The sequence below is a fragment of the Sphingobacterium sp. UBA6317 genome (assembly GCF_002440385.1).
GTDB classification, from domain to species: domain Bacteria; phylum Bacteroidota; class Bacteroidia; order Sphingobacteriales; family Sphingobacteriaceae; genus Sphingobacterium; species Sphingobacterium multivorum.
This window is the reverse complement of record NZ_DJTD01000046.1, coordinates 126,863-141,969: the sequence shown is the minus strand read 5'-3', so window position 1 is coordinate 141,969 and position 15,107 is coordinate 126,863. Positions and strand designations below refer to the sequence as shown.

11 protein-coding genes are annotated in these 15,107 nt (G+C 40.4%); 7 read left to right on the top strand and 4 right to left on the bottom strand.

The window, feature by feature from the left end:
* Nucleotides 1-234 precede the first annotated feature (234 nt).
* Nucleotides 235-789, bottom strand: a complete 555-nt coding sequence (locus tag B3E92_RS15600; protein WP_286897514.1) for a thioredoxin family protein — start codon at nucleotides 787-789, stop codon at nucleotides 235-237.
* Between the two features lie 227 nt (nucleotides 790-1,016).
* Here B3E92_RS15600 and B3E92_RS15595 point away from each other — a divergent pair, with 227 nt between their 5' ends.
* The 3 genes from B3E92_RS15595 (at nucleotide 1,017) to dnaK (ending at nucleotide 6,618) form a co-directional block, all read left to right on the top strand.
* Entirely contained in the window at nucleotides 1,017-3,704 is a 2,688-nt protein-coding gene (locus B3E92_RS15595) for a TonB-dependent receptor (RefSeq protein WP_286897512.1), read from the top strand.
* Nucleotides 3,697-4,581, top strand: a complete 885-nt coding sequence (locus B3E92_RS15590; protein WP_286897510.1) for a GLPGLI family protein — start codon at nucleotides 3,697-3,699, stop codon at nucleotides 4,579-4,581. Before B3E92_RS15595 ends, B3E92_RS15590 begins: the two co-directional genes overlap by 8 nt.
* A 132-nt stretch (nucleotides 4,582-4,713) precedes the next feature.
* On the top strand, nucleotides 4,714-6,618 hold the full coding sequence (gene dnaK / locus B3E92_RS15585; protein ID WP_046673656.1) for a molecular chaperone DnaK: 1,905 nt from the start codon (nucleotides 4,714-4,716) through the stop codon (nucleotides 6,616-6,618).
* Nucleotides 6,619-6,729: 111 nt separating this feature from the next.
* On the opposite strand, the gene B3E92_RS15580 is transcribed toward dnaK, so the two are convergent.
* From B3E92_RS15580 to B3E92_RS15570, 3 genes are all read right to left on the bottom strand, one after another.
* Nucleotides 6,730-7,413, bottom strand: a complete 684-nt coding sequence (locus tag B3E92_RS15580; protein WP_070570357.1) for a TIGR02117 family protein — start codon at nucleotides 7,411-7,413, stop codon at nucleotides 6,730-6,732.
* A gap of 99 nt (nucleotides 7,414-7,512) precedes the next feature.
* On the bottom strand, nucleotides 7,513-8,424 hold the full coding sequence (locus B3E92_RS15575) for a sugar phosphate nucleotidyltransferase (RefSeq protein ID WP_046673742.1): 912 nt from the start codon (nucleotides 8,422-8,424) through the stop codon (nucleotides 7,513-7,515).
* Nucleotides 8,425-8,557: 133 nt separating this feature from the next.
* Nucleotides 8,558-10,099 carry a helicase HerA-like domain-containing protein gene (locus B3E92_RS15570; protein WP_046673654.1) on the bottom strand — a complete coding sequence of 514 codons (1,542 nt, stop codon included), beginning with the start codon at nucleotides 10,097-10,099 and terminating at the stop codon, nucleotides 8,558-8,560.
* Between the two features lie 167 nt (nucleotides 10,100-10,266).
* Between B3E92_RS15570 and B3E92_RS15565 the strand changes: the two genes are divergently transcribed.
* The 4 genes from B3E92_RS15565 (at nucleotide 10,267) to B3E92_RS15550 (ending at nucleotide 15,077) form a co-directional block, all read left to right on the top strand.
* Nucleotides 10,267-10,605: a hypothetical protein gene (locus tag B3E92_RS15565; RefSeq protein WP_053003623.1), complete on the top strand. Its 339-nt coding sequence runs from the start codon at nucleotides 10,267-10,269 to the stop codon at nucleotides 10,603-10,605.
* A gap of 224 nt (nucleotides 10,606-10,829) precedes the next feature.
* A complete protein-coding gene (locus B3E92_RS15560; RefSeq protein WP_046673653.1) occupies nucleotides 10,830-12,371 on the top strand; it encodes a SulP family inorganic anion transporter in 1,542 nt (513 codons plus the stop codon).
* Between the two features lie 209 nt (nucleotides 12,372-12,580).
* On the top strand, nucleotides 12,581-13,228 hold the full coding sequence (locus tag B3E92_RS15555) for a carbonic anhydrase (RefSeq protein WP_046673652.1): 648 nt from the start codon (nucleotides 12,581-12,583) through the stop codon (nucleotides 13,226-13,228).
* Between the two features lie 178 nt (nucleotides 13,229-13,406).
* Nucleotides 13,407-15,077: a glutamine--tRNA ligase/YqeY domain fusion protein gene (locus tag B3E92_RS15550; RefSeq protein ID WP_286752727.1), complete on the top strand. Its 1,671-nt coding sequence runs from the start codon at nucleotides 13,407-13,409 to the stop codon at nucleotides 15,075-15,077.
* The last annotated feature ends 30 nt before the right edge of the window (nucleotides 15,078-15,107 follow it).

Genomic DNA, 15,107 nt, shown 5'->3' with positions numbered 1-15,107 from the left:
AAGAAGCTCCGAATGAGTACCGAACAAGTACCGAAGAAGCACCGAACAAGCAGCGTTAAAAGGCAGAATATATTATACTGAAATAGGCTTACCTATACCGAAGTTAAACGCGGCTTGTTACAGCGAATTCTTTCACTTTTTCGAACCATGCTCAGGAAAGACCAGGTCTACTCCTGAGATGATTATCTGGTTAAACTTAAAAATTGCCTGTCTTTTATAAAGATGAATTTTTTCTTATTTTTTTAGCAAGGCCTGGATTTCCTTTTGGATTTCGGTTCCTTTATCGGCATTGTACCACTTTTGAATCTCCTCTTTGATTTCGGAGAAATCTGCCCCTTGCGCTTTCATATTCAAAAACAGCTCCTGGCAGGCTTGAGGTCTTGGACCCCAAACAGCCAAATCCTGCACCTGTTCATTACGTATCACTAGAATTGGAATAGATTTACCGCCGTTGGTTAAATAAGAATCGATCAGAAATGGAGCGCTGTCACGCAGTTGGATATCCACCGTGATATTGGGATTTTTTGACGCCATCTTCGCCAACATAGGCACCGAATGCGCTGCATCCCCACACCAAGGTTCAGTAATAATGATCCATTGTTGCTTTTCAGTAATTGACTCCACAAATTGTTCAAAAGTCGACGTTGGTTCAAAGCGTTTTAACCAACGGCCCATTCTTGTCCAGTTCATTTTTGTGTACTGATAATATTCATCATCTTGATAGGTAGGGTGATTCTCAGGATGATTTAAGATATCTTCGAATTGTTGTAAGTAATTTTCAAACGTCATAATACCAATTTTTTGCAAAGGTAAATTTTACTTCTAACTTTCTCAAAAAACCTTCCGCCAACAATCTGTATTGAATGCAATAAAAAAAATGATGCTCAAAAAGCACATGTAGAGCAAGAAAAAATGTGATTTCCTCTGCCTTATATACCAAAGATTTTACATTCAGAAGAGATGTTTTACATTTATTAACGATTAAGTAAATTATCTTTGAAAGATACAACCCGTACATGAAAAGATTAGTTCAATTAATACTTTTACTATTTATCGTCGTCAACACTGCTTACTCCCAAATAAACATCAAGGGGAGGATTCTAGATAAGGCGGATGACAAGCCCCTGACCAATGCTTCCATTATTTTACTGAACCGCGATTCAGTCCTCCGTTATTTTAACCGAGCCAATGAAGAGGGAAAATTCCAGGTTAAAAATATCAAACCCGGGAGCTACATTATTTTGGCCACTTACCCTAAATTTGAACTATATAGTGATACGATCCAAATTGCAAACAAAGATCTCGATTTGCATGATATCAAAATAAATTCCCAAAGAAATGTTTTGCAGGAGGTGATTGTCACCCGACGTCTTCCAATTACACTGAAAGGCGACACCATCGAATATGATGCGGCGAGTTTTGCAACAGAAAAAAATGCGAAGCTAGAGGATTTACTACGTCGTCTACCCGGTTTTACGGTTACCGGAGATGGAAGTATCACGGCTCAAGGAAAATCTGTACAGAAAGTGTTTATCGATGGGGAAGAATTTTTTGGTTATGATCCTAAAATAGCCATTCGAAATGTACGGGCAGATGCCGTTGACAAGGTGCAGCTCTATGAGAAAAAATCGGAGGAGGCGGAGCTGTCGGGCATCGATGACGGAGTAAGGATCCAAACTGTTAACGTTGTACTCAAAGAGAAAGCAAGAAAGGGTGTCTTTGGAAACATGGAAGCATTGGCTGGATCAAAAGAATTGTATGCGGGAAATCTCTTTGCGGCGAAATTTAATAAGACTGAGCGGATTGGCATCACCGCGAGTCACAACAACATGGGCAGTTCAAGTGGCCGTGAAGGCTCTCTACGCATGAACAACCAAATTACGGGCGAACCTCTGAACACAAATCTTGGAGCAAACTATGAAAATCAGTTCTTCAAAAAGGCCTTAAAAGTAAACGCCAACTATGGGTATGACAACAACAGCAACAAGAACCACTCGGAGACTTACAATAAAAATGTGCTGCCTGATCAATCCATTCAGGAAAAAAACAGTAAAAACGAAAGCGAGAGACATAGCCGAAGTAATGGTTTCAGGTCAAACCTTAACATGCGACTGGATTCCACGCAAAATATGGAACTCCAATCCAATGCCAATTGGGCTACCAACGCTAATCTAACTTATACAGACAGCAAAACGGGCGATGGATCGGGCAACCCAATCAGTGACTTTAGGGAGAACAATCAATCGAACTCCTCAAGTTCCAACAATAATTTTCGCCTAAATTATAGAAAACGATTAAAAGCGGGGCGTTCTTTAAATGTGATGGTCGGCAATAATCACAAAGAGTCAGATTCAGAGAGTAAAGTCAATTCACGGACTTATTTTTACAAAACCGGGGATAGTACAATTATCAACCAAACGCGACATGGCCGGAATAAAGGCAATGACTTCAACTCATCGATCAATTTCAACAACCGTATCAGTGACTATATCAATCTGGCTTTAGGCTACAGCTTCAATCATTCGAAGAGTACAAATACCCAAAATTCAATAAACAATATTACACAAAAGTTTGATTCACTATATTCTCAAAACCAGATCGACAATAATACCAATCAAGGTGTGAATGTGCACTTTTCCTATCGCAAAGAAAAGTTGGAGATCAATTTTTCCAACCGTACGTTCTACAAGAATCAACAGTTAAATGATAGTTATAGATCAATTGATCTTGCCCGGAATTTCTGGGATAACAATTTAAATGTTGATGCCAATTATCGCCTTTCAAATAGCAAAAATATACGTTTAGCTTATCAAAGTTCCAATATCATCCCATCGTTTGATCAGTTACAACCACTGCAACCTCAGACCAATCCGTTGTTTCAACAAGTCGGTAATCCCGACCTAAAACGCGCGGTGAACAATAACATTTCGGCCAATTATAACGCGTTCAGTTTATTGAAAGGAACGAATATCAATATCAACGGGAACTTGTCATTTGTTAATAATCCTATTGTCAACAAAACAACCATACTAGACAACTCGGCTCAAATCAGTTCTTATGAAAACCTATCGGGTAAATCCAACTGGAATGGCGGCTTGAACATCAATCATATGCAGCCATTGGCCAATCGTCGCATCAATTTTAACAAGAGTGCAAACGTCAGGTTTAACAACAGCTACAGCTATACCAAATTTGAAGGCGGACAGTCCGGCGGCGAGTTTCTACTGAATAATGCAAAGAATACCAACTTTAGTTTAGGTTCAAGCTTAAATGAGCAGGACTCAGAAGGATTCGACTTTGATCTTTCGGCGAATGCTGGTTTTAATGTACAGCAAAACTCGATCAACACCCAATACAACGCAACAAGTTTTCAAGGTGGGACTTCGGCGTACATCAAATACTTTCTACCGAAGAAGTTTAATGTCATGGCAAACATTTACTATAGCTATACAGGACCTACGAAACTTTATAAAAAATCAATCAATCAATTTTATACCAATATTGAATTAGAGAAAAAAGTACTGAAAGATGAAAGTATGACACTCAGCTTAAAGGCCTTTGACCTGTTCAATACATTTAACAACACACGTCGTAACGCGAGTGACACCAACTATTCAGAGTCCGTTCAACAGGTATTGACACAATATTTTTTGGTCGGTGTAAAATGGGATTTCAACAAATATCTAGGGAAAGGAAATGATTAAAAAAATATATTTGACCGTTATCATCTGCTGCCTGTGTGGTTTATCGCTTCAGGCACAATATGCCTATTTTGGAAGTAGGGGTACGATCAGTTTTGACAAAGTCACGTACACAAAAGCACGCATGCGGCAGCTATCCAACGACATGAGCTCGAAAGGAATGGACAGAGGGATGGGCATGATGGAATATCTCGACAAGATGCCGGATTCACATACGGAAAAATTAAACTTCTACTTTGATGAGAATTCTACCGTGTTGATGCCTGAGGAAAGCGTAGTTAACGAAAAACAACGTGGTGAAGTCAAAATGCCCGCACCTACGATAACTTCGGGCACAGGCAGAGGGGGCAGATCTCAGGGTGCGGTCCGAATCGGAGGAAACCAAAGAGGGCAATTTAGGGGTGGCGCCAACAAGAACGGCAAAGTCCTCTACCAGGATCTGAAAACCGGCACAGCAGACATTCAGCTTAACATCGACGAAAAATACATTCTTTCGGAAACTTTGGACAGCATTACTTGGCGTTTCACGGAGGAATTCCGAAATATCGCCGGAGTAAACTGCCGCAGAGTCAATGGTGCTACCAAAGACTCACTCTATCTGATCGCTTACTATTCGGAAGAGATTCCAGTATCGGCAGGACCAGCATTAAGCCATGGTCTCCCGGGCATGATATTGGGTCTTGTCATCCCTGAAATGCATATTCAATATTGGGCTACAAATATCGCCTATACCAATAAACTTGTTCCTTCTGATTGGCGGGATAAAAAATCAAAAAAAATGAAACTTGCTGAATTTTCGGAAATCTTTGGCAGATATATGCCACGCAATCGCCAAAACGAGTCAGCTAAAAAAAGGATATTAGAGCAACTGGTGTATTGAAAATGTCAGTTTGGCAGTACCTAAAGACAAATTGATGACAAATAGTGTTTTTTTTACAAAACTTTTGGATTGGCACAAGGGTTGATAATAGACTGATAGAATTTATTTAAGTAAAAAATTAAAACACAAGATATGTCTAAAATTATAGGAATTGACTTAGGTACTACAAACTCATGTGTTGCCGTAATGGAAGGTAACGAGCCTGTAGTAATTACGAACAACGAAGGTAAACGTACAACTCCTTCGATCGTAGCTTTCGTAGAAGGTGGCGAGCGCAAAGTTGGGGACCCAGCAAAGCGTCAAGCAATTACTAACCCACATAAAACTATTTATTCCATCAAACGTTTTATGGGACTTTCATACGATGAAGCTGTAAAAGAAGCTGAACACGTACCTTATAAAATCGTTAAAGGTGACAACAATACACCGCGTGTAGAAATTGACGACCGCAAATATACACCACAAGAGATCTCTGCTATGATTCTTCAAAAAATGAAGAAAACCGCTGAGGATTTCTTAGGTCAAGAAGTAACTGAAGCTGTCATTACAGTTCCTGCATATTTCAACGACGCACAACGTCAAGCAACAAAAGAAGCTGGTGAAATCGCTGGTTTATCTGTAAAACGTATCATTAACGAACCTACAGCAGCAGCTTTAGCTTACGGTTTGGACAAAGCACACAAAGACATGAAAATTGTTGTGTTTGACTGTGGTGGTGGTACACATGACGTTTCAGTATTAGAATTAGGTGACGGAGTATTTGAAGTTAAATCTACTGACGGTGATACACACTTAGGTGGTGATGACTTTGATAACGTAATCATCAACTGGTTGAACGAAGAATTCAAAAGTGAAAACAATGGCTTTGACTTGAAAAAAGACCCAATGGCATTGCAACGTTTGAAAGAAGCAGCTGAGAAAGCGAAAATTGAATTATCAAGCGCAACTTCTACTGAAATCAACTTGCCATATATCACTGCTGATGCAACTGGTCCAAAACACTTAGTTCGTTCATTATCACGCGCTAAATTTGAAGCTTTGGCTGCTGACTTGATCAAGAGAACAATTGCTCCTTGTGAGTCTGCATTGAAAAATGCTGGTTTCAGCAAATCTGATATTGATGAAATTATCTTAGTAGGTGGTTCTACGCGTATCCCTGCAATCGTTGATGCTGTAAAAGCATTCTTCGGAAAAGAGCCTTCTAAAGGTGTAAACCCGGATGAAGTTGTAGCTTTAGGTGCTGCTATCCAAGGTGGTGTATTGACAGGTGAAGTAAAAGACGTTTTATTATTGGATGTTACTCCACTTTCATTAGGTATTGAGACAATGGGTGGTGTGATGACTAAATTGATCGAAGCAAATACAACAATTCCAACTAAAAAATCGGAAACATTCTCTACTGCTTCAGACAATCAGCCATCTGTAGAAATTCACATCTTACAAGGTGAACGTCCTATGGCAAACCAAAACCGTACAATCGGCCGTTTCCATTTGAACGATATTCCACCAGCACCTCGTGGCGTTCCTCAAATCGAAGTTACTTTTGATATTGATGCCAATGGTATCATCAAAGTATCTGCGAAAGATAAAGCGACTGGAAAAGAACAAAACATCCGTATCGAAGCATCTTCAGGTTTGTCTGACGACGAAATCAAACGCATGAAAGAAGAAGCTGAAGCAAATGCTGATGCTGACAAAAAAATAAAAGAAGAAGCTGACAAAGTAAATGCAGCTGACGCTTTAATCTTCTCAACTGAAAAACAATTGAAAGAATATGGCGATAAAATTTCAGCAGATAAAAAAGCGCCAATTGAAGCTGGCTTAACAAAATTAAAAGCTGCTTACGAAGCGAAAAACTTTGCTGATATCGATGCTGCTTCTGAAGAATTGCAAAATGCTTGGAATGCTGCTTCTGAAGAAATGTACGCTGCTTCGCAAGGTGGTGCACAACAACCTCAAGGTGATGCAGGTCAAGCTCAAGGTGGAAACCAAGGTGGTGATGATGTAACTGACGTAGATTACGAAGAAGTGAAATAATCACTCCTCCTCATAAAAAAAGCTCCAGGATTATTCCCGGAGCTTTTTTTTATGCCTATTACTTTCACTATCTCGTTTAACCTTCACCGCAATACACTTATGCATTTCCAGCTACTTCTTATCCTTATAGTGACTTAAGATTCCTTTGTCCAAAGTAGCCCATATACCTGCTGGCATCGCCGCTCTCTTTAAGGCATTATTGGTCCAGGTATTGCACGAATAAAACATGCTATAGGCTCCTTTTGCTTCGTAAAAGGCGTCTGAGTCGCCATACTGCGCATCTGTTTTCACCAAAATAGCTTCCGCTTGATTTCGATCCAACGAATCTTCTATATATTTTATCAGATCACGGTATTGGGATTTACTGATCTGATAAGCAAAACATAATTCATCTTGCTGAACCGAATTGTAGTAGGTCACATGAATGGCAGACTCCCCTAATCCAAAGGCAGCCACAAAGGCTGTCGATGCTTTAAGATCCTTCCATTCTGGTGTATCCAAATAGAATCCTTTATCCCCCCAACCGATACCGACATACCGATATCCGCTATGTTTCCCCACCGTATTCCCATAAGGAAATAGTTGCGACCAATCCATCTCTTCGTTAACGACAGGCAATACGATATCGGTATGAACACCATTGGACTGAACAAAAACCTGAATCGTCTTCTCTTCGTCTATATTTTTCCTTGGAGCCGAAATTCTTGACAAACTATATTCAGCAACAATATAGAGCACACAAAAAGACAACAATCCTAAAATAAGATAACCAAACACTTTAAGAATTTTTTTCATCAAAGATTTATTTCCGCTCAATTAATCTAGCGCACAGGTCAAAAAAAAACCTGTATTGCTTTACAATACAGGTGAAAGATAAGCTATTTCTTTTAGCTCTTAAAATAACTTTTCTGGATATACTCCATCAGCCACCAATTTTGAAATTGATTCTTGTACGATAGGTTTATCTTCCTTATAAGTTACGCCAAACCATTTCGAAGAAGTTGGGATTACCTTAAAATCAGCCAATTTATGCTTCACCATATAATCTGGTACAGAAGGAATGAAAAATTCTGCTTTTAAATTTTCCTTATTTTCCTCAACAAATGCAGGGAACATCGCCTGAGCTACTTCGAAAATCTTTGGTGTAAAACCCCAGAAGTTCATCGAAACACGGGTTTTAGGATCTAGATCTGTCTCCACCCCATTTTCCTCATAAACGATTTTGCGATCGTCGCCTTCGCCTTTGTAGTATATATTTGTACGTTCAGTTACACTTTCCATATGTCCAGAAGGGGTAACCTCACATACTCCGCGTGAAACGTAGCCATAATCGGACATGGTATTTCCAACCTGGAAGCCCATCAACGACATTTGTTGATCAGAAACCTCGGTTGTTAAGAACTCGGCCATTTTCTGAAAAGAATCCGATCCGTAGAAATCGTCTGCATTGATTACACAAAATGGTTCATGCACTTTATCTTTAGCGCTCATCACCGCATGGGCAGTACCCCAAGGTTTTGTTCTTTCGATAACGTGATTAACACCGAATTTTGTTAAGTCAAAATCTTGAAAAGCGTAATCTACTTCTATTTTACCTTTCAATTTTTCATCAAATACTGTTTTCATTTTTTCAAGAAATTCCTCCCGGATAATGAATACAACTTTTCCAAATCCTGCGCGAATAGCATCGTAAATTGAATAGTCAATAATTGTCTCGCCGTGTGGGCCAAAACCATCTACTTGTTTTAAAGAACCATACCGGCTAGCCATTCCTGCTGCCAAAATCAAAAGGGTTGGTTTACTCATATTTAATTGCGTTAATAGAATTTTCTTTTCGTCCGCAAACTTAGCTAAAATTGCCCTCAAAAGCAAATTAAGCTAAGTTCGGCTCCACCTTCAAAGGTATAGTATTGAAACGAAAAGAATCCAAAAATTAGTATTATTTCTTTTTTAAGAATGCGTTTAATAAACCCGTCGCTAGTTTGCCCAAAAACTTAACTCCCTCTCTTGCTAAGGTCGTTGTTGCCGTTCGTTGGGCAGCTTCTAGAGGTGTCTGTCTTCTGGAGCTTGGCCGACTTGCTTTTTCCGCTTCTTTTTCCTGGGCCGCGCGTTGTTCTTCCTGTGCTGCAGCCTGCATTCTTTCGTCTATGATTTCAGCCGCAGAGCGATTTTCTTGTCGCTCCTGATATTTTGCCCGCAAATCAGACTGATTGATAATTTGGCTAACCGTTGCATCATCTGCAGGTCCCATAACTGCACGCGCCGGCACCAAATGTGTAGCGACAACCTCTGTAGGAATACCTTTATCATTCAATACTGTGATTAATGCCTGTCCAGTACCCAAAGAAGTCAGGACCTGATCAATTTCATAAAAATCGGATTTTGGATAGGTTTTTACAGTCTTCTTTAAATTTTCAGCATCGTTGGGCGTAAAGGCACGCAATGCATGTTGCACACGGTTACCCAGCTGGGCCAATACAGATTCAGGTACATCGGTTGGAGACTGTGTACAAAAGAAAACGCCGATCCCCTTCGAACGGATAAGGCGGATGATTTGATCCACTTGAGTCAAAAAGGCTTTAGGAGCCCCATTGAACAGCAGGTGGGCTTCATCAAAGAAGAAGACCAACTTGGGTTTGTCCAAGTCACCCACCTCAGGCATATTTTTAAATAGCTGTGCCAATAAGCTCAATAAGAATGTAGAATAAAGCACCGGCTGATCTTGCACGTCAGAAATATTCAATAGGCTAATCACACCCCTACCATCTACCTTCTGAAATAGATCGTTAATATCAAATTCTTTCTCACCAAAGATATGCGCTAGCCCCTGCTGTTCCAATGCGACGATCTTACGCAGGATGGTTCCCGAGCTTGCCGAACTAATCTTACCATAATCACCTTTGATTTCTTCGCTGCCGGGTCCTTCAGAAAGGTAAGTAAGCAGTTTCTTCGTATCTGAGAAATCAATCAACGGCATTTGGTGATCCTGTGCATATTTGAACATCGCAGCCAATACGCCGGTCTGTGTTTCATTAAGTTCGAGTATCCGGCCCAACAAGACGGGCCCAAAATCTTCTACAGTAATCCGCATCGGAATCCCCTTATTGCCGGACAGTGAATACAGTTCTACCGGAAACGACGATGGCTCAAACGGCACCCCCACGGCATTTCCCCGATCAATAAGGGCTTGGTTGGTCACCCCTGGCACTGCTAGGCCCGATAGGTCACCTTTAACATCCAGCATAAATACTGGTACAGAGGCATCCGACAATTGTTCAGCGATCAATTGTAGCGTACGTGTTTTACCGGTTCCGGTAGCCCCTGCAATAAGTCCGTGACGGTTCATCATTTTCAAGGCTAAATTCACTTTTGCCTCTGCCAGAATTTCGCCATTAAGCATTCCCGCTCCCAGATAGATAAACGCTCCTTTGGGATTATAGGAAGCTTGAACCTTCTCTATAAATTGTTCTTTATTTGCCATACAAAAGGCTTAATATTTATAAATCAATAAAAATTGAAAACTTTTCAAAAAATAATCTCTTCGTCACAATTTCGTGCCAAATTTTATTTTTAGTGCACTATTAATTTGAATTTAACATAGAATTACTATTTTTACGATGTAAACAGTAAGATTAAAGGTAATAAAAAATGTTAAATAAGCAGTTTAGATTTGTGGCAGCATTCCTTTGTGCTATCATCTTTTTCACAAAGATGGCCATCTCTATTTCGCCTATTTTTTCAAACAGCTTAGATCAAAGTACCATCTTACAGGTCGTTTTACAACTGGAAATCGAAAACAATAACGGCGCAAGTAATGATACACTTGAAACTGCCTCAAAATTTTTCAATACAAAAACAGAAGAACCTATTGTATTTGAAACCATTCTCGTTGAGAACCAAGGAAAACAGAAGAATTATCTTAAAAATGAGAAAAGCATTTTAGCTTTCCATCCTACGGTTCCAACACCGCCTCCTAACTATTCATAAAGGCATCCCTAGGGATGTATCCCGTCAACCCGCATGCTAAAGGTAAAGTATGTGCGGTAATCTTTGATTTTTCTGAAGTAATCGGCTTTGGCTCTGTTGATGTTATTGTTGATTTGGCTCGGCACTAACGCTTTGTTATGCTGTTGAACGCCAAACGGTATACATGATACAACGCCAGTTAAAGGTCGCCTGATGAAAATTTTTTACAGATAAACACAAATTTTATGTTTGGAACTCGTACGTCGGCTTTTCTGAAACTATCGAAAAGAGACTTAAAATATGACTTCCCTGCTAGTGTTGTGGTGTTTTTGGTGGCACTTCCATTATGTTTGGGAATTGCAATGGCCTCTGGTGCGCCATTGTTTGCAGGATTATTGACTGGTGTAATTGGTGGAATCGTTGTCGCTTCAATCAGTAAATCACCACTCAGTGTAAGTGGGCCAGCTGCTGGTCTTACAGTTATTGTCTTAGGTGCTATTCAGAGCCTAGGGGCATATGAAACCTTTCTACTTGCCGTCGTGATTGCCGGTGTAGTACAAGTTATTCTCGGTATATTAAAAGCAGGGATGATCGGAAACTATTTCCCTTCAGCAGTCATTGTAGGTATGCTTGCTGCGATCGGCATCACAATTATCATGAAGCAGATTCCTTTGGCATTGGGCTTAGTGGAAACACATGCCTTCGAAATGGACAATGGTCATGGTATCGGTGCCTATTTTGACACGATAGCCTCTGCGATCAACTTTGGTGCATTGATCATTTGCGCCTTGTCATTGGCGATCCTAATCTTTTGGCCATCTATTCCAAAGCTCAACAAGGTGCCAGCCCCATTGGTTGTCGTGATGCTAGGCGTAAGTTTAGCTTATCTTTTCAACGGCTCAGCATTCCAGTTGCATGACAAGCAATTTGTACTAGTCCCTATTGTCGGTTCTTTTGCTGAATTCACAGGATTATTTACCCTCCCGGACTTTACACAGATTGTCAACAAAGATGTGTGGATAGCTGCATTTACGATTGCAATTATTGCAAGTTTAGAGACTTTATTGAGCATCGAGGCCGTTGATAAAATAGATCCCTACAAAAGAAATACGCCAACCAACCGCGAACTTGTTGCACAAGGCATCGGAAATATGACCAGTGGACTTCTGGGCGGTCTGCCGTTGACCTCCGTAATTGTACGCTCATCAGCAAACGTCAATGCAGGCGGAAAAACAAGGCAATCTGCCATCATGCATGGTATATGGCTATTAGTCGCTATGCTCGCTATCCCAACAATGCTGAACATGATTCCTTTGGCCTGTCTGGCGGCCATCCTTCTCCATACAGGATATAAATTGGCTAAACCAAGTCTATTCACCTCAATGTACAAAAAAGGCTTAGATCAATTTATCCCATTTTTTGTCACCATTGTAGCGATTGTGTTTACCGATCTCCTTATGGGGGTAGGGATAGGTATTGTCGTGGCGACATTCTATATCTTAAGAGCCAATATGAAAAATGCTTTTAAATATAATATTGAAAAAGACAATGAAGAAGATAAGGCTGTCATTACATTAGCGGAGGAAGTATCATTTTTGAACAAGGTTCCTATCCAACAAAAATTGTACAGCTTACCAAAATCGATCAGTAAGATCCGAATCGATGGGACATTCAGTAAATTTATAGACAAGGATGTCATCGAAGTCATCAAAGATTTTGAACAGAATGCCAGAAGTAAAGGCAAAGACATCGAACTTTTGCAGGTGGTCTATAAGAAACCTTCATAGGATACGGACCTTTGACGTATCTCGTAGGCCATTCCCTTCCATTGGTCGGCTAGCAAGCTGGATTGAAATGGGGGGGAGACGGTTATTGAATAGCAAGAACAGCTATTCAATAAAAATAAGTTGTTTGAAGTAAACAATGAATTTAGACATTTGTATTATTATAATAAAATTGAAACGATGCCTTCGGGCAAGAGTGAAATAAGAAGAATATGGAAAATAAAGATTTAAAAATAGGATTTGACAATATCATTAAGGGAAATAAAGAGTGGATGGAGTTTGTAAAGAATGATGCTACAGGGCGGTTCCAACAGCTTTCTAAAGGTCAAAATCCAGAAATTCTTTGGATCGGTTGTGCCGATAGCCGAGTACCTGCAAATGAATTGACAGGTACAAAGCCTGGAGAGGTATTCGTTCATCGTAATATTGCCAACATGGTCATTCACTCCGATATGAGTATGCTTTCCGTCTTAGACTATGCGGTCAATGTTTTGAAAGTAAAACATGTCATTATCGCAGGTCACTATGGCTGTGGTGGTGTAGCAGCCTCTTTAAGCCGCAAGCAGTACGGTATTATTGACAACTGGTTGGGTCATATCAAAGATGTATATCGCTTACACAGTGCAGAGATTGATGCGATCCAAGAGCATGATAAAAAAGTAGATCGTTTAATCGAGCTCAATGTACAAGAGCAAGTTTTCAATCTGTGCGCGACGTCAATCATTCAAAATGCATGGAAAGAGCGTGATGATCTTGCCGTACACGGCATGATTATCAATATCGGCACTGGAGAATTGATCGATCAACACTGTACGTTTACCAATAATGACGAGCTAGGTGAAGTCTTCGCTTATAAATAGCGTAGTAATAAAAATCGGTAAAAAGGGACGAAATTTCGTCCCTTTTTTATTGTGGGTCCAAACCTTATTACGTCTTCCCATTCTTACCGATACAGCCAGCACATTCAATCACTCATACTAAGGCGAATATCTACGATCTCCTAGCTAATATCTCGCTCCGAATAATTAACTTTGTATTATGAGTGAAGAAAAATCATTAAATTTTATCGAGGAAATTGTCGAAGAGGATCTTCGAACAGGAAAGCATGGCGGACGTGTATTGACACGTTTTCCTCCTGAGCCAAATGGTTACCTCCACATTGGTCACGCCAAATCCATCTGCTTGAATTTTGGATTAGCACAGCAGTATAATGGCAAGACTAATCTACGTTTTGATGACACTAACCCTGTCACTGAGGATACCGAGTATGTTGAAAGCATCAAGAAAGATATTCAATGGCTTGGATTCCAGTGGGCAGAGGAATTATATACTTCAGATTATTTTGAGACACTATATCGCTATGCCGTTGAGCTAATAAAAAAAGGTCTAGCTTATGTGGACGACAGCACTGCTGAAGAAATTGCTGCAGCAAAAGGTACCCCAACAGAACCCGGTGTTCCGACACCATATCGCGACAGGTCTATTGATGAAAATTTGACCTTATTCGCAGATATGCGCGCCGGTAAATACCAAGATGGCGAAAAAGTACTTCGGGCAAAGATTGATTTGGCTAGCCCAAATATGCACTTGCGCGACCCTTTATTATACCGCATCAAGCACGCTCATCACCACAGAACGGGGAATCAATGGTGTATCTATCCGATGTATGATTTTGCACATGGCCAATCAGACTCCATTGAGAAAATTACACACTCCATCTGTACATTGGAATTTATTCCACATCGCCCACTTTATGATTGGTGTATAGATAAATTGGAGATTTTCCCTTCCAAACAATACGAATTTGCGCGTTTGAATATGACCTATACTGTCATGAGTAAACGTAAATTACTGCAACTGGTCAATGATAAGTTTGTTGAAAGCTGGGACGACCCGCGCATGCCTACGATCTCAGGATTGCGCAGAAGGGGGTATACACCGGCGAGTATCCGCAACTTCTGTGAAAAAATCGGTGTTCAAAAACGTGAAAACATGATCGATGTCAGTCTTTTGGAATTCTGTATCCGTGAGGATCTCAACAAAACGGCATGGCGCAGAATGGCTGTCCTTGATCCAATCAAATTGGTGATCACAAACTATCCTGATGGTCAGGTAGAGGATCTTATTGGTGAGAATAACCCTGAAGTCGAAGGCGGTGAAGGTTCACGCTCCATTCCATTTTCAAAAGAGCTCTGGATAGAGCGCGATGATTTTATGGAAGATGCACCAAAAAAATTCTTCCGCTTGGGCCCTGGGCTTTCCGTACGTTTGAAACATGCTTACATCGTTACCTGTCATGATTTTGTGAAAGATGAAAACGGAAACGTGACGGAAGTTCATTGTACCTATGTTCCAAACTCAAAATCAGGAGAAGATACTTCAGGATTAAAAGTTAAAGGAACAATCCATTGGATCTCGGTTCCACATGCGAAAGAAGCCGAAGTAAGATTGTACGACAGATTGTTCAATGATGAAAATCCTGCCGCTGCAGAAGATTTTAAAGCATCGATCAACCCTGAAAGTTTACATATTATCCAACGTGCTTACATTGAACCGGATCTGGCTAACGCTACGCCTGGAAAGGGATATCAATTTATACGATTGGGTTATTTTACATTAGACACACAGTCAACGCCAGACCATCTAGTCTTTAACCGTACGGTTACATTAAAAGACTCCTGGGGTAAGGAAGTGAAGAAAAACGCGTAAAACCGTAACTCCTAAAATAGAACAGGTCGG